General features: G+C 61.2%; 18 protein-coding genes. 6 read left to right on the top strand and 12 right to left on the bottom strand.

The genetic code is table 11. The features are described from left to right. Positions 1-12: 12 nt before the first annotated feature. The 3 genes from ACVWYF_RS09250 to ACVWYF_RS09240 all read right to left on the bottom strand — a co-directional run bounded on the left by ACVWYF_RS09250 (position 13) and on the right by ACVWYF_RS09240 (position 4196). Positions 13-1266: an OmpP1/FadL family transporter gene (locus tag ACVWYF_RS09250; RefSeq protein ID WP_457067012.1), complete on the bottom strand. Its 1254-nt coding sequence runs from the start codon at positions 1264-1266 to the stop codon at positions 13-15. Positions 1267-1653: 387 nt separating this feature from the next. Beyond that, the gene (mltG, locus tag ACVWYF_RS09245; protein ID WP_457067009.1) at positions 1654-2691 is read right to left on the bottom strand and encodes an endolytic transglycosylase MltG; all 1038 of its coding nucleotides are present in this window, start codon (positions 2689-2691) and stop codon (positions 1654-1656) included. Beyond that, positions 2691-4196, bottom strand: coding sequence for a helix-turn-helix domain-containing protein (locus ACVWYF_RS09240; RefSeq protein WP_457067006.1), 1506 nt, complete (start codon positions 4194-4196; stop codon positions 2691-2693). Before ACVWYF_RS09240 ends, mltG begins: the two co-directional genes overlap by 1 nt. A gap of 262 nt (positions 4197-4458) precedes the next feature. On the opposite strand from ACVWYF_RS09240, the gene aceB reads away from it, so the two are divergent. Both aceB and aceA read left to right on the top strand, forming a co-directional pair. Beyond that, on the top strand, positions 4459-6084 hold the full coding sequence (aceB, locus tag ACVWYF_RS09235) for a malate synthase A (protein ID WP_457067003.1): 1626 nt from the start codon (positions 4459-4461) through the stop codon (positions 6082-6084). A 114-nt stretch (positions 6085-6198) separates the two neighbouring features. Then, positions 6199-7482, top strand: a complete 1284-nt coding sequence (gene aceA / locus ACVWYF_RS09230) for an isocitrate lyase (RefSeq protein ID WP_457067000.1) — start codon at positions 6199-6201, stop codon at positions 7480-7482. 188 nt (positions 7483-7670) lie between these two features. Here aceA and ACVWYF_RS09225 read toward each other — a convergent pair whose 3' ends face one another. Beyond that, positions 7671-8837 carry a ribonuclease D gene (locus ACVWYF_RS09225; protein WP_457066997.1) on the bottom strand — a complete coding sequence of 389 codons (1167 nt, stop codon included), beginning with the start codon at positions 8835-8837 and terminating at the stop codon, positions 7671-7673. A 278-nt stretch (positions 8838-9115) separates the two neighbouring features. Here ACVWYF_RS09225 and ACVWYF_RS09220 point away from each other — a divergent pair, with 278 nt between their 5' ends. Continuing rightward, a complete protein-coding gene (locus ACVWYF_RS09220; RefSeq protein ID WP_457066994.1) occupies positions 9116-12160 on the top strand; it encodes a SusC/RagA family TonB-linked outer membrane protein in 3045 nt (1014 codons plus the stop codon). 21 nt (positions 12161-12181) lie between these two features. Continuing rightward, complete coding sequence (locus ACVWYF_RS09215) at positions 12182-13618, top strand: RagB/SusD family nutrient uptake outer membrane protein (RefSeq protein ID WP_457066991.1); 1437 nt, start codon at positions 12182-12184, stop codon at positions 13616-13618. An 83-nt stretch (positions 13619-13701) separates the two neighbouring features. On the opposite strand, the gene ACVWYF_RS09210 is transcribed toward ACVWYF_RS09215, so the two are convergent. Then, on the bottom strand, positions 13702-14613 hold the full coding sequence (locus ACVWYF_RS09210; protein ID WP_457066988.1) for a prohibitin family protein: 912 nt from the start codon (positions 14611-14613) through the stop codon (positions 13702-13704). 93 nt (positions 14614-14706) lie between these two features. Continuing rightward, a complete protein-coding gene (locus ACVWYF_RS09205; RefSeq protein ID WP_457066985.1) occupies positions 14707-15171 on the bottom strand; it encodes a hypothetical protein in 465 nt (154 codons plus the stop codon). A 139-nt stretch (positions 15172-15310) separates the two neighbouring features. Between ACVWYF_RS09205 and ACVWYF_RS09200 the strand changes: the two genes are divergently transcribed. Next, on the top strand, positions 15311-15547 hold the full coding sequence (locus ACVWYF_RS09200; RefSeq protein ID WP_457066982.1) for a hypothetical protein: 237 nt from the start codon (positions 15311-15313) through the stop codon (positions 15545-15547). A 92-nt stretch (positions 15548-15639) separates the two neighbouring features. On the opposite strand, the gene ACVWYF_RS09195 is transcribed toward ACVWYF_RS09200, so the two are convergent. The 3 genes from ACVWYF_RS09195 to ACVWYF_RS09185 form a co-directional block, all read right to left on the bottom strand. Continuing rightward, a complete protein-coding gene (locus tag ACVWYF_RS09195) occupies positions 15640-15948 on the bottom strand; it encodes a hypothetical protein (RefSeq protein WP_457066979.1) in 309 nt (102 codons plus the stop codon). 117 nt (positions 15949-16065) lie between these two features. Then, positions 16066-17325, bottom strand: a complete 1260-nt coding sequence (locus ACVWYF_RS09190; RefSeq protein WP_457066976.1) for an S-adenosylmethionine:tRNA ribosyltransferase-isomerase — start codon at positions 17323-17325, stop codon at positions 16066-16068. 29 nt (positions 17326-17354) lie between these two features. After that, complete coding sequence (locus ACVWYF_RS09185) at positions 17355-18155, bottom strand: class I SAM-dependent methyltransferase (protein WP_457066973.1); 801 nt, start codon at positions 18153-18155, stop codon at positions 17355-17357. A gap of 216 nt (positions 18156-18371) precedes the next feature. Here ACVWYF_RS09185 and ACVWYF_RS09180 point away from each other — a divergent pair, with 216 nt between their 5' ends. Beyond that, positions 18372-18986 (top strand): hypothetical protein, encoded by a 615-nt coding sequence (locus ACVWYF_RS09180; protein WP_457066970.1) that lies wholly within the window; start codon positions 18372-18374, stop codon positions 18984-18986. A gap of 79 nt (positions 18987-19065) precedes the next feature. Here ACVWYF_RS09180 and priA read toward each other — a convergent pair whose 3' ends face one another. The 3 genes from priA to ACVWYF_RS09165 form a co-directional block, all read right to left on the bottom strand. Continuing rightward, the gene (gene priA, locus ACVWYF_RS09175) at positions 19066-21609 is read right to left on the bottom strand and encodes a replication restart helicase PriA (RefSeq protein WP_457066967.1); all 2544 of its coding nucleotides are present in this window, start codon (positions 21607-21609) and stop codon (positions 19066-19068) included. 66 nt (positions 21610-21675) lie between these two features. Then, entirely contained in the window at positions 21676-23772 is a 2097-nt protein-coding gene (locus tag ACVWYF_RS09170; RefSeq protein ID WP_457066964.1) for a thioredoxin domain-containing protein, read from the bottom strand. A gap of 109 nt (positions 23773-23881) precedes the next feature. Then, a complete protein-coding gene (locus ACVWYF_RS09165) occupies positions 23882-26686 on the bottom strand; it encodes a GSCFA domain-containing protein (RefSeq protein WP_457066961.1) in 2805 nt (934 codons plus the stop codon). Positions 26687-26745: the final 59 nt, after the last annotated feature.

The raw sequence follows: 26745 nt of genomic DNA, 5'->3' as shown, positions 1-26745 counted from the left end.
AGTGCGGCGGGCCTAGAAGGCTACCGCAATGCCCACCGAGGCCGTGTTGACGGCCATGCGGTAGGTGCCGGCCACGTTGGCCACCTTCTCATCGGCGAGGGCCACGCGGGCGGTGCGCAGTTGGCCGTAGTCGAAGGAATAGGCGCCTTCCAGACTCAGGCGGGTGCTGAACTGGTAGCACAGGCCGGCCGATACGCCCACGCGGTTAGCGTCGAGAAACTCGGGGTTAATATACTCGTCGCGCACGGGCGTCTCGTCGTAATGAAAGCCGCCGAGCACGGTCAGCTTGGGGCTTACCTGGTACTCGGTGCCCACGCGGAAGCTCAGGGCATCCTCGTAGCGGCGCACGCTGCTTTGGGTGCGGGCGGGGGCACTGCCGGTGGCGGCCACGTTCAGCTTCAGCGAATCGACCGTGCTCCAGCCGCTCAAGGAGAAGTCAAAGGTGAGCAGCAATTTCCTGGTGATGCGGTCGGCGATGCCCACGGACAGCGTGCTGGGCATGCTGATGCGGGTGGTGAAGGCCGAGGAGGCCGGGGCCACGCTGGCATCGCGGGCAGGCACGCCGGTGGTGGTGAGGGTGCCATTGTTCATTTTCAGCTGCACGGGGCTGCGGTAGCTGATGCCGAAGGACAGGTTGTCGCCGCTGCGGCCGTACAGGCCCGCGTTCACCCCAAACCCCGAGCCGCTGGCGCTGAGTTGGGTTTGAGCCGCCGGGTCATCGTACTGGCCTAGGGCACGGCGCTGGGTGTATTTGCCAAAGGCATACACAAAACCCACGCCGGCGCTGAAGTTGTCGTTGAGCCGAAAGCCTACCGTGGGCTGCACGAAGTAGGTATTGAGCTGGCTTTCCTGAATCACGGAGCGGCCTTCCCAGGTGCTGGGCCATTTGGTGTGGTAGCCGTAGGGCGTGGTGACGGCTAGGCCCAGGGCCACGCGCTTGTTCAGGGCGTGGGTGGCGTAGAGGTAGCCGCCGGGCTGCACCACCAGGTCCTGGTCGGTGCGCTGGTAGGTGTCCTGGCCCACAAAGGAGGCCCGCCGTATTTGGCCGATGCCCCCCAGGCTCACGCGGGTGAGGGAGTCGGCCCACTGGCCCAGCAGGCCGGGGTTGGTGCTCAGGCCGGCAATGCTGTTGATGTAAGCCGTGCTGGCCCCGCCCAGGCCCAGCACCCGGGCACCCTGCGGGCCACTGTCGTAGCCGCTGGCCAGGGCCGACGAAGCCGTTAATCCACAGAAGACAGGAATCAGAAAAAGAAGAGGTTGGCGCATACGGGCGGTTTTGCGGAAAATTGGGAAACAAATGTACACAGCCCACGGGTAGCAGCCCAGTTGCCCTTGCATGGCAGGTGTTAAGAAATGAAGTTCGGCGGCATTTCCCGGAGCCGGACCCGTGATAACGCAGTATAAAGCCCTCCGGCAACGGCCGGACTGCCTCCAACAGGAGTATGAAGCGGTCCGGACTCGGCCGGAGTGCCCTGAATACCTGTGGGATGCCCTTCGGTAACGACCAGACCGCTTTAAAATCGTATTTGAGGCCTTCCGGTGACGGCCGCACCCCTTCAAACAAGATTTTAAAGCAGTTGGGGCGCGGTCGATACGGTTTTGATACTAGTTTATTGGTATACAGTTCAAATCGATTACGCTTAAAGTCTTTTTTCAGCGCTTCACGCCCAAGCTGTCGAGGCGGTGCTGGTAGCGGCGGGCATTCAGCTTGTGCGCGGCGTAGGTTTCGGCGAAATCGGAGAAGCCGCTGCCGTCGGGCCGGGCGCAGAAAAACAGGTTTTTGTTGTGCGCCGGTTTGAGCACGGCCAGCAGCGAGCCGGGCAGCGGCGTGGTGATGGGGCCGGGCGGCAGGCCCTTGTGGCGGTAGGTGTTGTAGGGGGAGTCAACTTTCTTGTCCACGTTGAGCACGCGCTTGCGGGTGCCCAGGCCGTGCAGGGGCCAAAGCAGGGTGGGGTCGGCTTGCAGGGGCTGGCCGTTGCGCAGGCGGTTGAGGTAGACGGCGGCGATGAGGGGCTTATCCGTGGGCTGGGCAGTTTCGCGCTGCACAATGCTAGCCAGTACGCTCACCTGGGTGCGGGTCATCTTCAGCGAATCGGCCCGGGCCTGCCGCTCCGGCCGCCAGAACCGGCGGTAGCGGGCGGCCATGGTATCGAGGAAAACCGGGGCGCTGGTGTTCCACAGCAGCCGGTACTGGCCCGGAATGAACATCGTGCGGATGGTGCAGGTATCGAGGTGGTAGCGCCGTTGCAGGCCCTCATTATCGCCGAGCAACAGCTCCAGCTTGAAGGAATCGGTTTCGAGCTGCCGGCTCAGCTGTCGGGGCAGGCGGTCGAGGTAGTGAAAGGGCTTGAGCTCGAAGCGCACTGTGTCCTGGTGGCCTCGCAGCAGCATTTTCAACAGGTCGAGGTTACCCATGCCGGGGTCGAGGCGGTAGCGGCCGGGCTTTACGTGGGGCGGGTAGTCGTGGTGCTCGGCCATCCAGCGAAAGGTGGCGGGCTCGATGAGCAGCTCGTGTTTTTCAAGCGAATCGAGCACCGCCGCGTAGCCCGTGCCGGTGCGGATGTATAGGTAGGCCGGGCCTTCGGCAAAGGCGGTGACGTTGGGGCGGTATGCCACGCGCCACCCCACATAGCCTGCCACGCCGAGCAGCAACACCAATAATATCCCGCCGATTAAGTAGCCGCGCCGCATCAGACTTTGCCTTCCACCAGCTCCGCCACGGCCGCCTCAAAGGCCGCCCGTTCGGCCAGCCGCACAATTTCGGTGGGGGCCGCCGCGCGCGACTCGCAGTCCGCAATCGGGCAGCGCTCGCAGGTTTCGTTCACGATGCGAAAGGGCAGGGCCGGGTCGGCCAGGAAACGGACGTGCTGCTTCAGGTTGTCGTCGCAGCGCAGGCCGATGGTCACGCTCAGGGCCATTTGGGTGGGGGTGCCGGCGCGGGCCAGCGTGAAGCAGAGGTATTCATCCTCGGTGCCGAAGTAGCGGGATTTTTGCGCGCCGGCCACGGTCACGGGGGCTTCGGCGGTGTCGGGCAGGGGCAGGGCGCGGGCCTCGTCCAGCAGACGCAGGCTCACCCAGCGGCGGCAGTAGTGCTCGTTCAACTCGTTGCCGTGGGGGTTGTGCAGGCGGGCCAGGTGCAGCTCCTTGGTCAGCTCATAGGGCGCGAGGGAATCGGCTTGGTCGAAGCGCAGGAAGAACAGGCTTTGCAGCCCGAAATGGCGCGGCAGCAGCGTGGTCAGGCGCTGCATAAACATCTCGGGGCTCACGTCGTACTGCGTCATCAGGCTCAGCAGCAGTTCGGGCTGCCATTTTTTGGCCCCGAAAACCTTCTTCACGTCGCGCAGCAGGCTTTCCTCCTCCATCAGCAGCGCCCCGGCAAAGTAAGAAGCCTTGAAGTTGTTCAGCACCTCATCGAAGGACCGCACCTGCAGGCTGCTGCTCACGTAGGGCCGCTCCGTCAGCTTCAGGTAATTGAACGCCACCTCGCGGCCCAGCACGAAGGCCTGCTGGCCCCGGCTCAGGCCCGGCCGCAGCAGCAGCCGCTTGGTTTTGGGCTGAAACACGCTCCGCAGCCGCGCCTGGGTGGCCACGGCGTGCCGGCCCAGCGTTTCGCGGTCCAGCGTGTAGCCGTATTCCTGGGTCAGCACGCGCTCCAGCTGGTTCAGGTCAAACGGCGCGGCAGTGCTCAACTGGTGGCTGCCCACGAAGGCGCGCACGTCCTGCTCCAGGTCCTCAAAGTAGTTGTCGTGCATCTCCTGAAACGAGCGCAGCGCGGCCAGAAACAGGTGTTCCTGGCGCATCTCGTAGTTGCGCGCAATCTCGAAAATCGTGCTGATGAAGGCATTCATTCGGGCCGGCGCATTGGCAATCAGCTCGATGATGCGGGCCGGCTCCAGCCCATACATCTCCAGCGGAAACTCCTTCAGCAGCTTGGAGTTCAGCAGCTCGCCGATGGGCTCCAGGCGGCGCGGCAGCTCCAGCGAAGTGAGCTGGTCGTAGCGCACGTCCAGGGCCTTGCTCAGGCTCAGAATCTTGTCGGCCTTGGGGTACTTCTTGCCCTTCTCAATCTCGTTCAGGTAGCTCACCGACACGTCGCAGACCCGCGCCAGCTCGGCCGGGCTGAGGCTGCGCTCCTGCCGCAGCTCGCGCAGCTTGAGACCAAAAATGAGGCGAACGACCTGGCCGTGATTGAGCATAGGGAAAATAAAATTCTGGCTTTGCAGTCAGCGGGGGCTCACCGCATAAACCGGCACCATTCCCCACACAGGTTCTTTTAACGAAGCTACGGCGGCTTAGCTAAAGACATGATTTTAGCGAATTTTATTTTATTAGCGAATATTCGCTGGTAAAATAAAATTCGCAGCGTATGTTTGTGTCAGGCCCGGCCAAGAAGCATCAGGTCTAATCACTGAAAACAAACTTCTGCCACTCATTGCTCACCATTAACCTGAATCAGCCATGACTTTCATCGACGTTGCTCCCGCCCTTCCGCCAGTTTATCTCACCCCCGAGCGGGTGAAGGTCCTCGGCACCTACTCGCCGGCCTTTGCCGAAATTCTCACGCCCTCGGCCCTGGCCTTCGTGGCCGAGCTGCACCGCCGCTTCGACCACACCCGGCAGGCGCTGCTGATGCGCCGCGCCGAGCGCCAGGCCGATTTTGCCGCCGGCATCCTGCCCGATTTTCTGCCCGAAACCCAGCGCCTGCGTGAGCAGGACTGGACGGTAGCGCCATTGCCCGCCGACCTGCTCGACCGCCGCGTGGAAATCACCGGTCCCGTGGAGCGCAAGATGATTATCAACGCCCTGAACTCCGGAGCCAGCGTGTTCATGGCCGATTTGGAGGACTCGAACGCGCCCACCTGGACCAACGTCATCCAGGGCCAGATTAACCTGCGCGATGCCGTGCGCCGCACCATCTCGCTCAGCACGCCCACCAAAGAGTACCGGTTGAACGAGAAAACCGCCGTACTCATGGTACGCCCGCGCGGCTGGCATTTGGTGGAGAAGCACATTCTGGTCGATGGCGAACCCATCAGCGCCTCGCTGCTGGATTTCGGCCTCTACTATTTCCACAATGCCCACGAGCTCTGTGCCCGGGGCACGGCCCCATACTTCTATCTGCCCAAGCTCGAAAGCCACCTCGAAGCCCGCTTGTGGAACGATGTGTTCGGCTTCGCGCAATGGTCGTTGAAACAGCCCAAATGCGTCATCAAAGCCACGGTGCTTATTGAAACCCTGCCAGCGGCTTTCGAGCTGAATGAAATCCTGTACGAGCTGCGGGAGCACAGCGCCGGCCTCAACTGCGGGCGCTGGGACTACATTTTCAGCTACATCAAGCGCCTGGGCCTCAATCCGCAGTTCCGCCTGCCCAACCGCGCCGAGGTGACGATGACCGTGCCCTTCATGGCCGCCTACTCGGCGCTGGTGGTGCAAACCTGCCACCGCCGAGGCGTACACGCCATCGGCGGCATGGCTGCCCAGATTCCCATCAAAAACGACCCCGCCGCCAACGATGCGGCGCTGGAAAAAGTCCGCCAAGACAAAATCCGCGAAGCCACCAACGGCCACGACGGCACCTGGGTGGCCCATCCTGGCCTGGTGCCCGTGGCGCTCGAAGTCTTCAATCGCCTCATGCCCGGCCCCAACCAAATCGAAAACAAGCGCCCCGACATGCATGTCACCGCCGCCGATTTAGTGCAAGCGCCCACCGGCAACATCACCGAAGACGGCCTGAAAATGAATATCGACGTGGCCATTCAATACCTGGCTTCCTGGCTGGGCGGCAACGGCTGCGTGCCGATTTACAACCTGATGGAGGACGCGGCCACGGCCGAAATCAGCCGGGCGCAGGTGTGGCAGTGGCTGCATACGCCGGGCACGGTGCTGGCCGATGGCCGCCCCGTAACCACGGAGCTGTACCGCTCGCTGGTGCCCGGGCAGCTGGAAAAAATAAAAGCTCAGGTAGGGGAGGAAACTTATGAAAAAGGTCATTTCCTGAACGCGGCCCGGCTGTTTGATAAGCTGGTGATGAGCGAGCATTTTATCGAATTCCTGACCGTGCCGGCCTACGAGCAGCTGGCGTAACCCGCTGTAGCGTGGACTCACAGAGTCCACGCTACATCCCACTTCCGAACCCCAAAAAAGCTGCTCCAACAAGCAGCCCGGTCCCCTTTTGCCCAAACCTAACCCCCAAGTCCCATGAAAACGCAAACCCAACGCGCCGCCGAAATCGCCCTCGACTGGGCCCATAATCCCCGCTGGATTGGCATCCAGCGCCCGTACTCGCCCGAGGATGTGGTGAAGCTGCAAGGCTCCGTACACATCGAATACTCGCTGGCCCGGCAGGGGGCTGAGCGGCTTTGGGAACTGCTGCACACCCGCGAGTACGTGGCCGGGCTGGGCGCGCTTACTGGCAACCAGGCCGTGCAGGAAGTGCAGGCCGGCCTGCTGGCCATCTACCTCAGCGGTTGGCAGGTGGCGGCCGATGCCAACGGCGCGGGCCATATGTACCCCGACCAAAGCCTGTACCCCGTAGACAGCGTACCGGCCGTGGTGCGCCGCATCAACAACGCCCTGCTGCGCGCCGACCAGATTCAGCACCTCGACGGCCGGAGCGACATTCACTACCTCGCACCCATCGTGGCCGATGCAGAGGCTGGCTTCGGCGGCAATCTGAATGCATTTGAGCTGATGAAGATGATGATTGAGGCCGGAGCCGCCGGCGTGCATTTCGAAGACCAACTGTCGTCGGCCAAAAAATGCGGCCATCTGGGCGGCAAGGTACTGGTGCCTACTCAGGAGGCCATCAACAAGCTGGTGGCGGCCCGCCTGGCCGCCGACGTGCTGGGCGTGCCCACGCTCATCGTGGCCCGAACGGACGCTGACGCCGCCGACCTGCTCACGGCCGACGTAGACCCGCGCGACCAACCCTTCATCCTCCAGGAAGCCGAGCGCACCAACGAGGGTTTCTACCGCATTCGCTGCGGGGTGGAAGCTGGTATTGCCCGCGGCCTGGCCTACGCGCCGTATGCCGACCTGATTTGGATGGAAACCTCGCACCCCGACCTGGGTGAGGCCCGTAAATTCGCCGAAGCCATTCATGCCCAATACCCCGGCAAATTATTGGCTTACAACTGTTCACCTTCATTCAACTGGGCTTCCAAGCTAAGCGTGGAGCAGATGGAAACCTTCCGCGAGGAGCTGGCCGCGCTGGGCTACAAGTTTCAGTTTATCACGCTGGCTGGCTTTCACGCCCTCAACACCAGCATGTTTGAGCTGGCGCAGGCCTACCGCCAGCGCGGCATGGCCGGCTACTCGGAGTTGCAGGAGCGGGAGTTTGCGCTGGCGAAGGATGGCTACCAGGCCGTGAAGCATCAATCCTTTGTGGGTACCGGCTACTTCGATGCCGTGCAGAACGTAGTGACCAGTAATCAGACCAGCACTGCCGCCTTGGTAGGCAGCACGGAGGAAGCGCAATTCTAGACCACGGATTCGCTCGGATTTTTCGGATTAATCGGATTTTGTGGACGATTAACACTGCGAACGAGCTTCTCGAATTGAACAGAAAAGGCCACTCTCATGAGTGGCCTTTTCTGTTTTATGCATTTACGCGGAAAGATGCGCCGCCCACAAAATCCGATTAATCCGAAAAATCCGAGCGAATCCGTGGTCTAGAAAGGCTGCTCAATCGAGGCGTAATCCTCGCCGTGCTTCTCGGCCGAACCTTTCAGGAGCTGCTGCTGCCAGGGGCGCAGGGCGGCCTCGGTGCCCAGCTCAATGATGTCGGCGATGAGCCGGTTGCTGAGTACCATGTTGGCCATGGTGCTGCCGTGGTCGGTGGCCAGGTGGCCTTTCAGGGCCATAAGCAGGGCTTCGCGAGCATCGGCGCGGGCGGCAGCGGGGCCGCTAAGGCGGCGGCGGAAGGGGAACTTGCGCTGGTCGGCCGGCAGCGGGGCATCGGGCTCCAAATCGGTGGTGCCAATGGCCAGTAGCTGCTCGGCGTAGGGCGGGCGCTTCAGCTCGGGGTGCAGGCCGTTGGCGGTGCGCAACTGGAGGGCCGTTTCGAGCGGGTTGCGGGCCAGCTCGGCCAGCCGGTCATTGCTAAGGACGTGGTAGGGCGGGCGGTCAAGCTGCCGGGCCACAGCGTCGCGCAGCATGTACAGCTCCCGAAAAATGGGCATTTCCTGGGCTGAAATCTTGAATTTGGCGGCGTTGCGCGACCAAGGGCGCGGGTCGTCGCGGCCGTAGCGAACAGCTTCAAGGGCCAGGTTTTCCTGGGCGGCCCAGTCGGCGCGGCCCAGCTCCTGGAGGCGGGCGCTGAGGCGGTCGGTGAGCTCAAAAAGGTAGAGCACGTCGTTCGCCGCGTACTCCTTTTGTGCCTCCGTGAGCGGGCGTTTCAGCCAGTTTGATTTCTGCTCGCCTTTGTCAACTTCAAAGCCTAACTCGGACTGAATGAGGCGGCCCAGCGAAATATTATTGTCCTCGGCGGCCAATAAAGTAAACTGGACGCTGGTGTCGACGATGTTGCGGCAATTGACGCTGAACACCTCGTCGAGCAACAGAATATCTGACTTGCAGGAGTGGAAAATCTTGGCCACGGCCGGGTCGCGCAGCACCGCGAACAGCGGTTCTAGGTCGGCAGCCATGTTGGGCAGGGGCAAGGGGTCAATCAGATACACCTCGTTGCCATCAAACACCTGAATAAGTGCCAGGTGGCGGCCATAACGGTGGCGCATATCATCAAATTCCAGGTCGATGCCGATGCGCGGCAAGGTGGCAAAGTGCGCGGCGGCAGCGGCAATGGGTTCGGCCGTGGTGAGGTAATGAATGGTGGGCATTGAGAAGCAAAGAAAAAATCAGCGGCATTGGTGATGGAGCGCTGCGGGTAATGGCGCGGTAAAGGTAGGGAAGTATGACAGGGCTGCCGGAAAATGTTAATGGAAAGGATAAATTCAAGATGTGTAATTACCTTCGTTTAGGCATCTTGAGGTAGGAGATTGGCACTAGGTGGATGAAAATATTGCCAGTCTTTTGTTTTCGGGCAGCTTTTTTTGCGTTTTACCCGAATTGCTATTCGGGGGTTCGTTCATTTTTAACAGTTAACCAACCATTTTTCATGAAACACAAACTAATTACTCATTTAAGACTGCTGCTGCTCTTTGCGGCGTGCCTGTATTCTGCCTCGGCCTGGGCCCAAAGCCGGGCCATCAGCGGCCGGGTGGTCGGGTCCGATGGCGGGGGCATCCCCGGGGTTACGGTGCTGGAGCAAGGCACCACCAACGGCATCAGCACCGGTGCCAATGGCAACTTCAGCCTAACCGTGCAGCCCAATCCTACGCTGGTAATCAGCTCGGTAGGCTACAAAGCGCAGACGGTGGCCGTGGGCAGCCAGACTTCGCTCAACGTGACGCTGGCCGCCAGCACCACCGAACTCACCGAAGCCATTGTGGTGGGCTATGGCACGCAAACGAAAGCCGACCTGACGGGGGCCGTCACCCAGCTCACGGCCAAGGACGTGGCCAACCAGCCGGTGGTGAGCTTTGAGCAGGCCATTCAGGGTCGCACGCCGGGCGTGGCCATCAGCCAGGGCTCGGGCAAGCTGGGCGCGGGCGTGCAGATTCGGGTGCGCGGTTCGGCTTCGGTTACGGCCTCAAACCAGCCGCTGTACGTGATTGACGGCATTCCGGTGACCTCGCAGGACCAGTCGCAGGCCAATACCGACGGGGCCAACCCGCTGGCCGACCTCAATCCGAACGACATCGAGAGCATTTCTATCCTCAAGGATGCTTCGTCATCGGCCATCTACGGCTCGCGCGCCTCGAACGGCGTGGTGCTCGTGACCACCAAAAAAGGCCGCCAGGGCCAGACCAAGGTGAACGTGGGCTACTACGTGGGCCGCAGCACGCCCACCCGCAAGCGGAAATTCCTGAACGCGGCCCAGTACAAGGAGCTGTTTGGCGAAGCCATTCTCAACGCGGGCTATGTAGACCCCACCGACCCGAACGCCTACCCGGATGTAGCCTCTGTTTTCGCCGATTTTGGCGGAATTGACTACAACTCGAAGTCGGATGTGAACTGGGGCGACCAGGCTTTCCGCGACCACGGCTCGGTGAGCCAGTACGATGTGAGCGTGGCCGGTGGCGACGCCAAAACGCGCTTTTACCTGAGCGGCACGTTCAATGACCAGACGGGTATCATCATCGGCAACCGTTTCCGGCGGGGTAGTGTGCGCCTCAACCTCGACCACAGCATCTACGAAAAGCTGAAAGTGGGCATCAACCTCTCGCTCACCCGCTCGGTGAATGACCGGGTTTCGGATGACAATGCCTTTGCCAACCCCTTGCAGCTGAACGCCCTGCCGCCCTTGCAGCCGGTATACGACCCCACATCGGGCAAGCTGAACCCCAACACGCTGTACTACAACAACCTGCTCGACCAGCAGCTGGGCAGCAACCGCGCTGGCAACTTCCGCTCCTTCAGCACGGCTTTTCTGAGCTGGGAGCCGCTGAAAGGGCTGACGCTGCGCACCGAAGTGGGCGGCGACTTCCTGAACCTGAACGAAGACCTGGTGCGCGGGGCCGGCACGCAGGACGGCGGCTCCACGGGCTACGCCTACAGCGCCCAGACCCAGGTAATCAACTACACCACCAACAACACGGCCACCTACGGCTTCAACCTCGGCGATGACAACCGCTTTGAAGCCCTGGCCGGCTACTCCTACCAGCGCTCCGATACCAAGCTGACGGCCGCCGAAGGCCGCGGCTTCCCTACGTCGGAGTTTACCCGCATTGCCAGCGCTGCCGTGAAAACCAGTGGCAACCAGTCATTTGGCACGGGCTTCTCGTTTATTTCCTACTTTGGCCGTCTGAACTACGCGTTCCGCAACAAGTTCTTGGTGTCGGGCAGCATCCGCCGCGATGGCTCGTCGCGTTTCGGCAAGGACAACCCGTACGGCACGTTTGGGGCTGGCTCGGTGGGCTACGTGGTTTCGGAAGAAAGTTTCCTGAAGGACAACGCCGTGGTGAGCTTCCTGAAGCTGCGCGCCAGCTACGGCCTCACCGGCAACGCCGAAATTGCCAACCTGGCTTCCCGCTCGCTGTTTGCGGCGCTGCCCTACGCCGACCAGTCGGGCACGGCCCCGGTTACCACGGTGGCACTGGGCGGTACCCGCCTGGGCAACGTCAACCTGACCTGGGAAAACACCAAGCAAGTTGATATCGGCGTAGAATTCGCGCTTCTCAACAACCGCATTACCGGCGAAGCCGACGTGTATCAGAAAACCACCGACGGCCTGCTGCTCAACCGCCAGCTTCCCTTCACGGGCGGCTACAGCATCATCACCGAAAACATCGGTTCGCTGCGCAACCGTGGCCTGGAACTGGCCCTGACCGGCCGCGTGCTGGACGGCGACTTTAAGCTGAGCGTGGGCGGCAACATCTCGTTCAACCGCAACGTCATCACTACGCTAAAGGATGAAATCATTCCCGGCGGCAACACGCTGAGCCGCGTGCGCCAGGGCGAGCCCATTGGCGTATTCTGGGGTAAAAAGTACGCCGGGGTTGACCCCGACAACGGCAATGCGCTCTATTACAATGCCGATGGCTCGAAGACCAAAGACTACGCTACCGCCCCCAACCAGAAGCTGGGCAACCCCAACCCGAAATACACGGGCGGCGTGACGCTTAATATGTCTTACAAAGGCTTCGATTTTAGTGGCCTGGGCCAGTTCACCTACGGCAACGACATTTACAACGGCGCGGGCATCTACCAGTCGGTAAACGGCGATTTCTTCGACAACCAGACCATCGACCAGCTCAACCGCTGGCAGAAAAAAGGCGACATCACCGACATTCCGCAGGCCCGCTTCGGCGAAGGCAACGGCACGGGCACCTCGTCGCGCTGGATTCAGGACGGCTCGTTCTTCCGCCTCAAAAACCTCACCCTGGGCTACAATCTGCCCGCTGACCTGGTGAAAAAGGGCTACCTGCAATCGGTGCGGGTGTACGTGACGGGCCAGAACCTGGCCACATTCACCAAATACACCGGCTACGACCCCGAGGTGGTATCGGGTCTCTTCAATGCCAACACGGTACTGGGGCACGATTTCTATACGCCGCCGCTGGCCAAAACCTTCCTGGCCGGCGTGAACCTGGGCTTTTAATCTTTTGACTTCCTCTCCGATATGAAACATACATTTATTGGGTCAGCCGTGCTGGCCCTGGCCCTGGGGCTGAGCCTCACCGGCTGCAAAGACCCCCTGGAAATTGCTCCGCAACAGGGCATCGACGTTTCGGTGGCCCTCACCACGCCCGAGAAAGTGGGCGGGGCCGTGGTGGGCCTGTACGCCAAGCTCGACGACCCGCGCCTGTACGGTACCGACCTGATTCTGGTGCCCGAACTCATCGGCCCCGAAGGCTACATCCGCTGGGATGGCACGTTCACCAACTACCGCCAGATTGCGACGCGGTCGGCGTTCACGTCGCTCAACACAACGGCTGCCGGCATCTGGCAGCGGGCCTACGAGGACATCAACCAGGCCAACCTGGTGCTCAGCGCCCTGCCCGTGGTCACCAGTGCCAGCCTGAAGGCGCAGTATGAAGGCGAAGCGCGGTTTGTACGCGGTACCATGTATTTCGAGCTGGTCCGGCTCTACGCGCAGCAATACCAGCCCGGCGACCCCAATGCGCAGCTGGGCGTGCCCATCACGCTCTCGGCCAACACGACCGTTGACCAGGCCACCGTGAAGCTGCCCCGCGCCACCGTGGCCCAGGTCTACGCCCAGGTGATTGACGACCTGACAATGGCCATGCAGAAGCTGCCGGAAAGCAACGGCACCCGCGCCACCACCTACGCCGCCGAGGCGCTGCTGGCCCGCGTGTATTTGCAGCAAGGCAACTTCACGGATGCCCGCGCGGCCGCCGATGAGGTTATCACCAACAGCGGCAAGTCGCTGGCCGGCTCCGTGGCCGCCATCTTCGCCAACCGCAACGGCAGCGAAACCCTGTTTGAGCTTCAGCAAAACGACCAGAACAACGCCGGCACGTCCAACGACGGCTTGGCTACCTACTTCGCCAGCGACGGCGGCGTGGGCCGGGGCGATGTGCGGATACTGCCCGCTTTCTCGACCCAGTACGAGGATAGCGACGCGCGCGGCACCGATTCGCTGGCGGCTTCGGCCACGCGCAAGCTCATCTACCTAGGCGATGGTGCCCGGCCCGGCCGCTTGCGCAGCCTCAAATACCGCACCTACGGCCAGAACATTCCCATCATTCGCCTGGCCGAGATGTACCTCATCCGGGCCGAAGCCGATGTACGAGCCGGCAATGCCGCCGATGCGTTGGCCGACGTAAACCGCATCCGGACGCGGTCGGGCGCAACGCCGCTCACCGCCGTCACGCTCGAAGACGTGTTGCACGAGCGCCAGCTGGAGCTGGCTTTCGAAGGCTTCCACATCTACGACCTCAAGCGGACCAATGCCACCATCGCACCCGCAGTCCCGGCCACGCCCGACAACCCCGCCGTGCCCGCCGTGCTGGCCAACGACCCCAAGCTGATTCTGCCCATCCCCCAGCACGACATCAACCTGAACGAGTTGCTGGTGCAAAATCCGACCTTCTAACCGGTAGGCAGATTCAAGCACGCAAAAAAGCCCCGTCGCAGCTGCGACGGGGCTTTTTCGTGGCCGTGGCTCCGGTTCAACGGCTACTTATCGCCCAGCAGCAGTTGCGGCGTTGCGCCGCGCCCACCGCCCATGATGATGACCTTGGCATTGGGCGAAGTGGCAATGGCCTGGTTGGCCTTAATGGTTTCGTACTGCAACAGCTTGTCGCTCAGCTCGGTATTCACAATGCGCTGGTAGTCGGCAATGCCCTGGGCTTCCACGCGCTTGCGTTCGGCTTCCTGCTTCTCCTTTTGTAGCACAAACTGCATTTTCTGCGCGTCCTGCTCGGCCGAAATCTTGCTTTCGATGCTGCGTTTCACCGATTCGGGCAGCTGAATGTTGCGGATGAGGAGCTGGTCGAGTTGCAGGCCGTTGGTGCGGAAATCCTTTTCGATGGCGGCTAGAATGCGGGTCTGGAATTCCTCCCGCCGGGTCGAGTATAAAGCCACGGCATCGTAGAACACGGCTCCGTCGCGGATGCGGGTGCGCGAAATGGAGCGCACGATTTTATCCTGGTAGTCCTCGCCGATGGTGGCCAGGATTTTGGGAGCCTGTTCCGGCACCACATGGTAAAGCACGGTGAGGTCAATCACGACTTCCAGCCCGTCGGCCGAGAGCACGCGGATGGCATCGTCGCCCGACTGCTGGCCCTCGCCGTGCTGCGCCGACATGGTGTAGTTCTGCGTCCGGGTGTCGAAGCGGGTCACGTCCACCAAAGGATTTACCACGCTCAGGCCGGGTTGCAGCACGCGCTTCTGCACCTGCCCAAACAGCGTTTGCACGCCCACTTGGCCCACGCCCACCTGCACAATGGTGCTCAGGGCCAGCCCCAGAATCAGAAACGCGCCGCCGAGAAAAATGAGGCCACCGCGCATCCGTTCCAGCCGTTCGGAGAAGCGGCTGGCATTGAGCCCCAGCACCAGAATGATAAAACCAAGAATGCTGAGAAACATGGGGAGGGGAGGATTTTGGGTGGGTGAATCACATTGGCGCGTCATGCCTGAACTGCGCAGACGCTGGCTGGGCACAACGTCCCGATAAGCGTTTTAGTCGTCCCCATCGGGGCTGAAATCCAGGGTGCGGGCCAGGTCCACGCCTTCCTGCGCTACTGCTTCCAGCAGCTCGGGCGCATCGGCATCCAGCGTGCGGCCGAAGAGGTTGAGCAGCTCTTCGCCCTCTTCGTTCACGTACAGGTTCTCGTACAGCCGGTCGAACAGGCGCGCCTCCCGGCCGATGATGCGGTCAATATCCTCCGGCGAGCGGGCCTCGTTCAGGGCGCGGTGCAGCACATCCAGCACCTGGCGGCTCTCATCGTGGTCGCCCAGTTCCGATACCAGCTTGAGCAGCCCCATGGCCAGGCCCAGGCGCACCTGCTCAAACCGGAAGGGCCGTTGCGCCGCCGAAGCTTTGCGCAGCAGGTCGTAGGCCTGCAAGGCATTGGGGGTGAGGTAGTACTTCACGTCGTTGGGCGCGGTGAAGGCGAGGTGCAGCAGTTGTTCGTAAGGCGTCATAAAGCGAAGGCGAAATCCGTAGGCGAAACACGGCCCGGCACGGTGCGTAAGCAGAAAGCCGAAAGGTACGTGCGGATGGCAGCCCGGAAGCTGAATCGGCGCAAGCGGCGCATCATTACACCCTCATCCCTTCTTTTCTATGACGCATAAATCCAAATGGCTGATTTTTGCCCCGCTGGGGCTGGCCACCATCGGCGCGGGCGCCAGCATGGTGCATTGGGCCGGCAGCCTGAAAGAGCAACGCCAACCCGCATCAAAGTGGATAATGGCTGGCACGGCGGCCCTGGTCGTGCTCAATTCGGGCCTTAGCCTGTTCGGGCGTAGCGTGGTAGAAAAAGTGCTGCACGAAGTGCGCGAAAAACCCAGCGCGGAGTAATCACATTTCTACATAATAAGGCAAGAAAAAACCCCGACCAAGGCCGGGGCTTCTCTTGCTGGAAAGCGGAAAGGAACAGCTCTTGGAAAGGACTATTCGGTTTTGGCTTCCATTTTCTCGGTACCTTCTTTGGTTTTGGCGCTCATTTTGTTGGCACCGTGCTTCACGGCATGGCTGGTTTTGTGCGCGCCGCGCTTCATGGCGCTACCCGTTTTGTGGGCTACGTTGCCAGCAGCATCTTTCGTGTTTTCGAGGGCTTGGCCAACGTTGGTTTTGCCGGTTTTGGTTACCACTTTGGTGGTGCCATTGTCGCGCGTCTTAACTTCCGTCGAAGGAGTGGTTTGCGCGAAAGCAGCGGTAGCGAAAGCGGAGAATGCGAGCAACAGGGTTACTTTTTTCATGGGGTCAAAAGAAAGAAAAAGGGTTATGAGGGGTTTGTACGCTCCCTGCGTACAAAGGTTGATGCAAGGAGTGTGCCGCAGTTGGGGTGGCGGCCATAATCGGTTTTTTCAGGTGCTTCAGGGCAGTAGCAGCGAACTGTCGCCGTAGCTTAGGAAGCGGTAGTCGTAGCTTAGCGCGTGCTTATACACTGCGCGCCAGCCTGGCCCCAGCAGCGCCGCTACGAGCAGCAGCAAAGTGCTTTCGGGCTGATGAAAATTGGTGATGAGGCCATTGACTAACCGGAACCCGTATCCCGGTGCAATCAGCAGCTGCGTGCTGGCTTGCAGCGTATCGGTACCCGTGGCCTCCAGGTGCTGGAGCAGGGCCGTGAGGGCCATCTCGGGGCTGATGTGGGCTGCCACTTCGGCCATCTCGTAGGGCTGCCATTGCGTTACCAGCAGCCCGACTGCGGCGGTTGCGGCGGGCTCAGCGGCGGCGTTTGATGGATGCAGGAGGCCCACGCCCAGCCAATACAGCGTTTCCAAGGTGCGCAAGCTGGTGGTGCCCACCGCGATAACCGGCCGGGGGCGGTGGGCCAGCAGCTGGCGCAACAGCCCGGCCGTGACCAGAATGGGCTCGGTGTGCATGGGGTGGTCGGCCATGCGGTCAGCCTTCACGGGCTGGAAGGTGCCCGCGCCTACGTGCAGCGTAACGTGGCCGGTCGAAAAGCCTTTTTCCTGTAATTCTGCCAATATTTCGGGCGTGAAGTGCAGGCCGGCAGTGGGGGCGGCTACGGCCCCCTCGGCGGCAGCATACACGGTCTGGTAGCGCACGGCGTCGGCGGCCGTGTCGGGCCGGTCGATGTAGGGCGGCAGGGGCAGGTGGCCCGCGGCCCGCAGCACTTCGGCAAAAGGCAGCTCGGCCGGCTCCCAGCGAAACCCAATGAGGGCCGTGCCTTCTTCCTGCTGCTGGCGCTCGGCGTGCAGGGTGGCGGGCTGGCCGTCGGCGGCCGTGAAATCCAGCATCACCGGGCCTTCTTTCCAGCGGCGGCCATTGCCCACCAGGCAGCGCCAGGTGCAGTGGCCGGTCTGTTGCAGGGCCAGCTCCAGGCTGCGGTGCGGGGCCACGGGCTCCAGGCAAAACAACTCGACCTGACCGCCCGTGGGCCGGCGGGCCAGCAGCCGGGCGCGCACCACGCGGGTATCGTTGAAGACGAGTAGCGCACCGGCCGGCAATTCACCGGGCAGGTCGCGGAAGTTTTTATCGGTAAGCTGGCCATGGCGGCTCACCAGCAGCTTGCTGGCGGCGCGGTCGGGGAGGGGTTCGGGCGCGATGCGCCCGGTGGGCAGCGGGTAGGTGAAATCGAGAATGGCAAGCTGGCGCGGGTCGGGGTTCATCCTGCAAAGGTCGCAAGCCGGAGCTTACACTACTTGCGCCGAAAAAGCAGCAGGTGCTGCTGGGGCAGCGTCTCGATGGAATCGGCCAGGACCATGCCCACGGCGGCCATTTCTTTGCGGGCCTGCCCAATGCTCATCTTGTGAATGCGCTTGATGGGCACGTTGGGGTCTTCGGCGCGGTACTCAACCAGGGCCAGCCGGCCGGTACCGGGGCGCAAGGCCCGCCGGATGGCCCGGCCCATCTCGCGCGGGTGGTCAAACTCGTGGTAGGCATCCACGATAAGCACCAAGTCCACACTGTCGGCGGGCAGGCCGGGGTTGGTGGTGGTGCCCAGCACGGAACGGACGTTGGTTACCTTCTGCCGGCGCTTGTTTTCCTGGAGTGCCGCAATCATTTCGGGCTGAATATCCACGGCTAGTACCTGTCCTTTGGGTACTTTTTTGGCCAGCTGAAATGAGAAAAAGCCCGTGCCCGCCCCAATGTCGGCCACCACGTCGGTGGGCTTCAGGTTCAGCTCTTTCAGTAGGAGGTCGGTGCCTTCTTCCTGGCGGCGGCCCCTGCGCTCCAGCCAGCCCGCGCCTTCGTGGCCCATTACGTGGGCAATCTGACGGCCCAGGTAATAGGTGCCAATGCCGTTGGGGTCGCGGGGCGAGGCGGTTTCATAGCCGCTGGTATCGGCCACCTGCATGGCCTGCATCCGGCGCTCGTTGCTCATCGAGGGGCGGGTTTCGGCCGGTAGCTGCGTGCAGCTCAATACCAGTATCCCGGCTCCCGTTCCTACTCCCATTACACCCAAAGCCCGTTGCCAGGTAGAAAAACAGTATCTCATACGGTTCGCAAGTAAGCACATCCGGTCTATTCAACAGCAATTTATCGTGCTGCGTTCAGCCACTGCCCGACCTGAAACAAGCTGAACCGTAGTGCGAACCACGCTGGAAACCAATCTGAAAAACGAACGGAGCAAACAAAGTGATTCCAGGGAATCGCCTATTTGCAATTTTTGCCGTAGAATGGGCATTCAAGTTTTCTCTTACCCCGCACACCTATGAAGAATTGTTTTTCTCCCTTCGCCAAATTCATTGCGCTCGCCGCCTGTGCCCTCACGCTGGGCAGCTGCAGCCGTTCTGAGTACGCCATGCTGCCCAAGGGTAGCTCCTACCACGGCGTTACGCGTGTGGCCACGCCCGTGCCCGCCACTCCCGAAACAGCCGCTGTGCCCGTTGCCGAGCCTGCAGTAGCGTCAGTTCCCGCTGCAATGGCCGAATCTCAGCCCGCTACTGCGGAAGTTGCGGCTACGCCAGCCACCCAAACTACGGCCCGCGTAGCTACGCCCGCTGTGGCCGTGCAGGCTCCGACTGCGGTTGTGGATGCTCCGGCTCCCAAATTGAATCTGGTGCAGCGCATTGCAATGAACAAGGTGACCCGCAAAATGGACAAGATGATTCAGAAATCGGGGGCGTTGCGGCAGCATGATAATACGGCCTCGACTTCTAAAACGGCAGCCATCAGCGGCAACCTGCGCACGGGCTTGATTTTCCTGCTCGTGGGCCTGCTGATTTCGCTTTTCAGCGGTATCAGCAGCATTTTTGGTGTTATCGGGGCCATTTTTGCCATCATTGGCTTGGTGTTCATCATCCTTTGGCTGCTCGACCAAGCATAGGCTTTGCCGGCATCAACCCACAGAAAAGCCCCGGCTGCATAAGGCAGCCGGGGCTTTTCTGTGGGTTGATGCCGGCCTTTTACATGGGGTCGACATCGGCCACGAGGCGAACCTGCTTGAACTCCTTCTGGTCACGCACCACGTCCATGGCTTCGCAAATCATTTGCTTGGCCTGCTTGAGCACGGTGTGGGCGCGGTCGAGCTTGATGGTGATTTCCTGCAGGTAAAAATTGCGAATTCGGAAGATGTAGGGCGCTTCCGGCCCCAGCACGGCGGCGCGGCCCAGGCGCTCCACCAGCTGCTCGGTGAGTAGGATGGCCGCTGCCTCGCCCGCGCCCTGGTCGATGTGCTTCACCGTCATTTTGATGACGCGCATGAAGGGCGGGTAGCCGTGCTCATGGCGCTGCACGATTTCGTAGTTATAAAACTCGATGTAGTCGTTGCGAATCACTTTGTCGAAAATCACCTGCGTGGGGTCGGCCGTTTGAATAATGACCTTACCCTTTTTGCCCTTGCGCCCGGCCCGGCCGCTCACCTGCACAAACATTTGGTAGGCCCGCTCGTGGGCCCGGAAATCGGGGTAATGGATGATGCTGTCGGCGTTGATGATGCCCACGAGGCTCACGTTGGCAAAGTCGAGGCCTTTGGTCACCATCTGGGTGCCCACCAGCACGTTGGTGGTCTGCTTCTCAAAGTCGCCGATGATTTGCTGGTAGCTGTTTTTGGCGCGGGTGGTGTCCAGGTCCATCCGCTGGATGTTGGCCTGCGGGAGCATGATTTTGAGGTCATCCTCAATCTTTTCGGTGCCGAAGCCCTGGGTTTTTACGGCCCGCGAGCCGCAGGCGGGGCACTTGCTCACCATGCTGTCGTGGTAGCCGCAGTAGTGGCAGCGCAGCTCGTGGCTGTGCTTGTGGTAGCTCAGGCTTACGGCGCAGTTGGTGCATTTCGGTATCCAACCGCAATCCTGGCAGGCCACCACGGGCGCATAGCCGCGCCGGTTCTGGAACAGAATCACCTGCTCCTGGCGGCCCAGGGTACGCTCCACTTCGCCCAGCAGGTCGGCGGTGAAGTGGTTGTGCATGGTTTTCTGCTCGCGGGCCTTGCGGGTGTCCACCAGCACAATCTCCGGCATTCCGGCCTCACCAAAGCGCTTGGTGAGGCTCACCAGCCCGTAGCGGCCCTGCTTGGCCTGGTAGTAGGTTTCTACGGCCGGCGTGGCCGAGCCCAGCAACGTTTTGGCTCCCTGAAAGTTGGCCATCATTAGGGCCACTTCGCGGGCGTTGTAGCGCGGGGCGGGGTCGTACTGCTTGTAGCTCGATTCGTGTTCCTCGTCCACGATGATGAGCGCCAGATTATCAAACGGCAAGAACACCGCCGAGCGCACCCCCACCACCACTTGAAAGCGGCCCGAGAGCACACCGTTCCACACTTCCACCCGCTCGTTATCCGAGAATTTGGAGTGGTAAACCCCCAGCCGCGAGCCGAACACGCGCATGAGGCGCGTCACAATCTGGGCGGTGAGGGCAATTTCGGGCAGCAGGTACAGCACCTGCCCGCCGCCCTCCATCGCCTTACGAATTAGGTCGATATAAATCTCGGTTTTGCCCGCTCCGGTCACGCCGTGCAGCAGCACTATTTCCTTTTCGCCAAAGTGGGCCATAATCTCATCCCGCGCCGTAGTCTGGGCCTCGGTGAGGGCAAAATTCAGGTGAATGGCTCCCTCGTTTTCGAGCGGGAAACGCGACACAATCACGTCGAACTGCTCCAATACGCCGTTTTTGATGAGCGTATTCACCGCCGAGGCGGAGAGGTGCGGGCTACTGGCCAGGTAAGCTTTTTCGATGCCGTTCTGGTTGGCGTGCTCGTTCTGGTACACGGGCACGCGCTGCATGTATTTCATCAGCACATCGAGCTGCTTGGGCTTGCTGGTGAGCTGCTCAAAGAGCTGTTCCAGCGAGGCTTCTGATATGAAATGGTGTGCCAGCCGCACCTTCTTCACCACCTTGGGCGCGTACTTGTCGGCGGTGTGCTCAAAGAGGAAAATCACGTCCTTGTGCATCAGCGACTTGATGACCTTGTGGAAAGACGTGATGCCGAGCAGGTCGCCGACTTCGGTAAACGTCAGGGCTTTGCCGTCTTCCACCACGCCCAGCGCGTCCACAATCAGCTCTTCCTGCGTGGAAAGCGGGTACTCGTTTTCCTCCCGCGAAAAGCCCGGGTGCAACTGAATGCGCGACTCTGAGCTAAGCTTCAGCGCCGAGGGCAACGCCGCGTTAATCACCTCGCCGATGGTACACATGTAGTAGTCGGCCATCCAGCGAAACAGCTTGAGCTGCGCCTGCGTGACCACCGGCGCGTCATCAATAAATTCGAGGATGTACTTGGCCTGATAATCCTTGGGCGCGGTTTCATGCACGGCTGCCACAATGCAGCTGAGGGTCTTTTTGGCCCCAAACTGCACGATGACGCGCCCCCCGATGACGACGTTGTCGTTCAACTCATACGGCACCCGGTAAGTATAGAGCCGGGGCAGCGGCAGGGGCAGAATAACGTCGGCAAACAGCGTCACCCGGTCGGCTGCGGGCGCGGCCACGGGAGAAATAAAATCAAGCGTGATACTCAAAACGGGTATATCGTAGGGGCGGATAGTAAAGATAACAGGACGTTGGCGCGAACCGCAGCGCCATCCCTACAGTGCCGCCAACGCCTCGGCCACGCCGTACACCGGGGCCTGGCAGGCGTAGTTGCGGCACACGTGCAGGGCCGTGCGGCCGTCCGTGGGCGTGGGCAGCAGCTTCAGCAGCGGCAGTTCCGAGGCGGATTCGGTGCCGGCCAGCACGGTATCAAACAGGAACTGCCGGCTAAGTTCTTCGCGGAATTCCTCCGTCGCCGGACCCTGAATGGCTATTTCGGCCCCAGGGCATAACAGCGCGGCGTAGAGCGAGGCCCAGTTGGTGAGGTGCTGCGGCTCCTTCACCACAAGGTGGCGCAGTTGGAGCAGCATCTCGACTGCCAAATCAGTGTATTGGGCCTTTTCAAGATGGCGGCCCAGGCGGCGCAGGTTGTGCGCCATGGTGGAATTGGAGGCCGGAATCACGTTATCAAACAGCTCCTTTTTGCGGGCAATAAGTGGCTCAGCGCGGGTGTCGGTGTAGAAAAACAGCGTTTCGGCCGGGTCGAAGAAATTGCTGAGCACGTACTCGGTCAGCCCTTCGGCCTCGCGCAGCCACTTTTCGGCAAAGGTGACTTCGTAGAGACTAATGTAGGCCTGAATAACCAAGGCATAGTCTTCCAGAAAACCGCTGATGCTGGCCCGGCCGTCTTTGCAGGTCCGAAACAGGCCCACGCCGTCGCGCAGGTTGGCTTCGATGAAGCGGGCGTTGTGCTCGGCCATTACCAGAAATTCGGGTTCGCCGAAGGCCCGGTACGCATCCGTCAGCCCTTGCAGCATCAGCGCATTCCAGCCGGTAAGGACTTTATCGTCGAGGCCGGGGCGCACGCGGGTGGCCCGCACGGCCATTATTTTCTGCTTCCAGCCCGTCACCAGCTCGGGCAGCACGCCGGGGGCCAGCTGATGGGCAGCGGCAAAGGCTTCGTCGGTTTCGCGGCGGTGCAGGATGTTGCGGCCGTGCTCCCAATTACCGGCGGCGGTACAGTTGTAATAATCGGAAAACAAAGGCTCCTCATCACCCAGAATCCCGCGCAGTTCCTCCTTCGTGAAGACGTAAAATTTGCCTTCTTCGCCCTCACTGTCGGCATCGAGCGACGAATAAAATCCGCCTTCATCATTCGTCAGTTCCAGCCGGGTAAATTCGATGGTGTCGTACACCGTTTCCCGGAAAAGCTCATCCTGCGTCAGCTGGAAGGCCTCACTGTAAAGGCTCACCAATTGGCCGTTGTCATACAGCATCTTCTCGAAGTGCGGGGCCAGCCACTCGCCATCCACCGAATAGCGGGCAAAACCGCCGTGCGCTTGGTCATAAATGCCGCCCCAGGCCATTTCACGCAGGGTGAGCACGGCCTGGTCCAGCACCGCCCGGCTCCCACTAACGGCATGGGCCCGCAGCAAAAACCGCCAGATGCTGGGCATCGGAAACTTCGGGGCGCGGTTTGTGCCGCCGCGCTCACGGTCGAAACCAGTGCTCAGGTTATAGACCAACAGTTTGAATTCTTCATCGGAAACGCCAGCCGGCCCAGTTTCCGGCGCTACGCCAATGGCCTCCAGCGCGGCATAGTCGGCCTCCTGGGCGGCGTTGCGGTTGTGCCCGCCGTATTTGGCCAGCTCGCTCTTGCCAATCACCTCCATAAACCGCTCGGCCGACTGCTCCAGCTCAGTGCGATGTTCGCCAGCGTAGGCCTGGCCGATATTGGTGAGCAGCTTGGTCCAGTTGCCCTGCGGGAAATAGGTGCCACCGTAAAAAGGCTTCGCATCGGCCGTCAGAAACACATTCAGCGGCCAGCCGCCTTGTAGACCCATGGCGTGCAAAGCATCCATGTAAATCTGGTCCACGTCGGGCCGCTCCTCCCGGTCGACTTTGATGCACACAAAGTGCGCGTTCATCACTTCCGCCACGGCCTCGCTCTCGAAGGACTCGCGCTCCATGACGTGGCACCAGTGGCAGGCCGCGTAGCCAATACTCACCAGAATGGGCTTCTGCTCGGCCTGGGCACGCTTCAGCGCCTCCGGTCCCCATGGGTACCAATCCACGGGGTTGTGGGCGTGCTGTTGCAGGTAAGGGCTGGTTTCCTGGGCGAGACGATTGGTGTGCGATGCAGCGTGGGCCATAGGGAAGCGGAGTAGGGGAGGTGCTAAAACACCAAACCCGGCGAAAAAGGCCGGGCTTGGGAAATAAATAACGCAACACGCCGGATTTCAGCAGGATTTCGTTTGGAAGCTAAGCTGACTTTTTAGGCGTTTTGAGTTTGGCCGCTGGTTTAGCGGCCGTTTTAGCCACTTTATTAGGTTTGGCTACTTCTTTCTTCGTGGCCGCTGGCTTCGGAGCTGCCACTTCAGGCACCGCTTTTTTAGGAGCTGCCTTCACTACTGCCGGTGCTTTATTTTTCGCTGCCGGAGCAGCAGCTTTTTGAACCGGCTTAGCCGCTTTCTTCGCTGGTGTCGGCTTGATAGCGGCTTTTGGAGCCGTTTCCGTAGTAGTGGCGGCCGGGCCTTGTGCTTTGGGCAGCGCAGGTGTAGCTACAGTTTTTTCCTTCGCTGCTGCCTTGCTCTTCGGCGTTGGCGGGGTTGCCGCAGATGGGGCTTTGGTTGCCACTGGTGCGCTTGGCACTGGGGGTGCCGGTACCACGAGCGCTTTGGCCGCCTTTGGTTTCGGGGCGGCTTTATTGACTACGACGGCCTTCGATACTACTGCTTTGGGAGCAGTAGCTTTCGGCTCGGGAGTTGGAGCCACCAGTGTGGCCGATGAGCCCATCATGCGGCCCGCCGCCACTTGCGTACGAACAACCAAAGTGTCAACCACCGGAATTACTGGCGTGTCAATGGCCGGCTTTTCTGCCCGGCCACCAACAGCAGCCCGTCGCTTACGTCCCGTCTGCTTGGCTGGGGCCGGGTTTGCTACGGGGGCATCTACGGCGTCAGCAAGGGCCGCTGTCGACACTGCGGCCGTTACTTGACTGCCCACTGGCAGTGCCACCACAGGCTCCTGCGCCGGGCGCGTATTTTCGCGGCGGTTCTCACCAACCAATTCTGACGGCCCGGAAAGCTGCTCCGCGCTGGCTATTGGCAGGGTTTGCTGCGCATCAGCTGCCGGAGTTTCCGGAACTGCAGTGCCGGCTGCATTAGCAGCTAGTTTCTTCGCTTTCTTCTTATTGCGATTGCGGCTACTGCGGGAAGGAGTGGTAGCAGTGTTGGAATCAAGTTCGGCATTGATGGGGAGCGCGTCCGGCAATGCTACTGCTGCTTCAAAATCAACCGGTGCAAATGCTTCGGCATCACCCATTGGGCCTTCCGAATCAGGACCTTCGGCAGCTACTGGCGCGGCAAATAGCTCCACCCGCGATACCCGGCCCGGCTCATTACGCCGCCCACCCCGTTTCACCGGCTGCGATTTGGTGATAACGCTGGATTTCGGCGTTTCCGGGCTCATACCCTGCCCTTGAGGCAATGCACCGGCCGCCGCTTCCAAAGCCGCCTCCGAGGCAGGCAGCTGGCTTTCATCCACATCCGATTCGGCGGCGAGGCGCAAGGCGTGTTTGCGCGCCGTGCGCTTGGCTCCGCCCCGCGAGCGCCGCTTTTTCTTGCGGCCGATTTCTTCTCCGGTTGCATCTGCGTCCTGTTCCGAAACCGGTGCGCCAATAGTGGATTCGGGCGCGGCGGCTGCCACGGGAATCAGCTCCTCAGATTGTGCTGCATCTCCATTGCCTAGGAAAGGCTGCTGCGCAAATTCATCCGCTTCCCCAAAACTCGCGGCCTGGAATGCTTCCGTTTCGGTAGGGGAAGCCATCTGGCCTTTGCCCCGGCCATCGCGCCGCCCGCGCTCTGGCCGCCCCGAACGACCCGTCCGCTGCGCCCGGAATTCTTCCGGCGACAAACGGGGCAGGCGGTTGGTATTAGCACTGATGTTGGACTGTTCTGTCTCAATTGTCGCACCTTCATTAGCAGGAGCCACGCGTGTCACCACCGAAGCCTCTGCCCCTTCACCAATGTCAATCCGTTCTTCGTCATCCTCCAGCTCAGCTGCCACTTGCACTTGCAACGGCTCCGGGAGCACCGCAATGCGCGCCCGCACCGTGCGCAGCTCATCGGCCACATCTACCTTGCGCAGGCTCAGTTGCTCCAGCTTTTCACGGGTGCTTTCGAGGAACTGCCGGTGCTCGGGCGCGCCCTCGTGCAAAGGCCGGTGGCCCAACGACTGCCGCACCGCCGCCCATTCCTTGCGGAAACGCCCAAAATCAGCATCGAAATACGTCCGGGCAAACTTGTCCCAGATATAGTCTTCGGCCACCTCCGACGGATGCAACATATCCGCCGCGTAAAAGCGGTAGTCGCGCAAATCATCCACCAGCAGCTCGTAGGCCGGGAAATATGCCACGCCCGGTAGCAGGTCGCTCACAATGTGCGTAGCCAGCCGCAACACCGACTTGCTCACCGCATTCAGCTGCAAGGTGTCTTTCAAATGCCTCACCGGGCTCACCGTCAGCACAAATCGTAATTCGGGATTGATGCGCCGCAGGTAAGCATGCGTCTCCGCCAATGCATTGATGATTTCATCCGGCGTCAGCAGTTCACGCACGAACAGGTCGCTCGGCTGCTTGTGGCAGTTGCTCACCAATTCGCCGGTTTCGCGCAGGCGGTAGGCCCAGGCCGTGCCCAGCGTCAGCACCACCACGTCCGTATTGCGCAGGAACTCGCCCGTTTGCCGCACCACTTCCTGGATGTACTGAAGCAGTTCCACCGGCGAATCGGCCCCAACGCTGCCGTGCAGGTCGTAGCTCTGCCAGCGGCCGCGGGCTTGCACCAGATGGCGCTGCCAGTCCACATCCTCGCCAGCGGCGGCGCGCAGCAGCCGCGCCAGCGCCAGCGGCTGAAATACCGTGCCAAACGGGTTCACCCGCGCCTCTACCTTGTTGGCTATCAGTCGCGACCCAATGCTGTCGGCAAAGCAGGAACCCATGGTGAGCACCCGCGCCGTGCGCGCCAGCTGGCCGGTGGCCGGGGCAATTGTCAATTCAGTTCTAAACATTAAAGCAAAAATAGCCCGTAACCGGGCTATGGCCCGAAAACCGGAATAAAAAAAGCCCC

The sequence above is a fragment of the Hymenobacter sp. UYAg731 genome (assembly GCF_054061335.1).
The sequence above is the reverse complement of the archived record's forward strand: the minus strand, read 5'-3'. Positions and strand labels throughout refer to the sequence as shown.

Bases quoted from the DNA above. Each gene is read 5' to 3' on its own strand.
- ACVWYF_RS09215 (WP_457066991.1), top strand. From the start codon at position 12,182: ATGAAACATACATTTATTGGGTCAGCCGTGCTGGCCCTGGCCCTGGGG.
- ACVWYF_RS09205 (WP_457066985.1), bottom strand. From the start codon at position 15,171: ATGACGCCTTACGAACAACTGCTGCACCTCGCCTTCACCGCGCCCAAC.
- ACVWYF_RS09195 (WP_457066979.1), bottom strand. From the start codon at position 15,948: ATGAAAAAAGTAACCCTGTTGCTCGCATTCTCCGCTTTCGCTACCGCT.
- ACVWYF_RS09185 (WP_457066973.1), bottom strand. From the start codon at position 18,155: ATGAGATACTGTTTTTCTACCTGGCAACGGGCTTTGGGTGTAATGGGA.
- ACVWYF_RS09170 (WP_457066964.1), bottom strand. From the start codon at position 23,772: ATGGCCCACGCTGCATCGCACACCAATCGTCTCGCCCAGGAAACCAGC.
- ACVWYF_RS09180 (WP_457066970.1), top strand. From the start codon at position 18,372: ATGAAGAATTGTTTTTCTCCCTTCGCCAAATTCATTGCGCTCGCCGCC.
- ACVWYF_RS09210 (WP_457066988.1), bottom strand. From the start codon at position 14,613: ATGTTTCTCAGCATTCTTGGTTTTATCATTCTGGTGCTGGGGCTCAAT.
- mltG (WP_457067009.1), bottom strand. From the start codon at position 2,691: ATGCGGCGCGGCTACTTAATCGGCGGGATATTATTGGTGTTGCTGCTC.
- ACVWYF_RS09240 (WP_457067006.1), bottom strand. From the start codon at position 4,196: ATGCTCAATCACGGCCAGGTCGTTCGCCTCATTTTTGGTCTCAAGCTG.
- ACVWYF_RS09220 (WP_457066994.1), top strand. From the start codon at position 9,116: ATGAAACACAAACTAATTACTCATTTAAGACTGCTGCTGCTCTTTGCG.
- aceB (WP_457067003.1), top strand. From the start codon at position 4,459: ATGACTTTCATCGACGTTGCTCCCGCCCTTCCGCCAGTTTATCTCACC.
- ACVWYF_RS09200 (WP_457066982.1), top strand. From the start codon at position 15,311: ATGACGCATAAATCCAAATGGCTGATTTTTGCCCCGCTGGGGCTGGCC.
- ACVWYF_RS09250 (WP_457067012.1), bottom strand. From the start codon at position 1,266: ATGCGCCAACCTCTTCTTTTTCTGATTCCTGTCTTCTGTGGATTAACG.
- ACVWYF_RS09225 (WP_457066997.1), bottom strand. From the start codon at position 8,837: ATGCCCACCATTCATTACCTCACCACGGCCGAACCCATTGCCGCTGCC.
- ACVWYF_RS09165 (WP_457066961.1), bottom strand. From the start codon at position 26,686: ATGTTTAGAACTGAATTGACAATTGCCCCGGCCACCGGCCAGCTGGCG.
- ACVWYF_RS09190 (WP_457066976.1), bottom strand. From the start codon at position 17,325: ATGAACCCCGACCCGCGCCAGCTTGCCATTCTCGATTTCACCTACCCG.
- aceA (WP_457067000.1), top strand. From the start codon at position 6,199: ATGAAAACGCAAACCCAACGCGCCGCCGAAATCGCCCTCGACTGGGCC.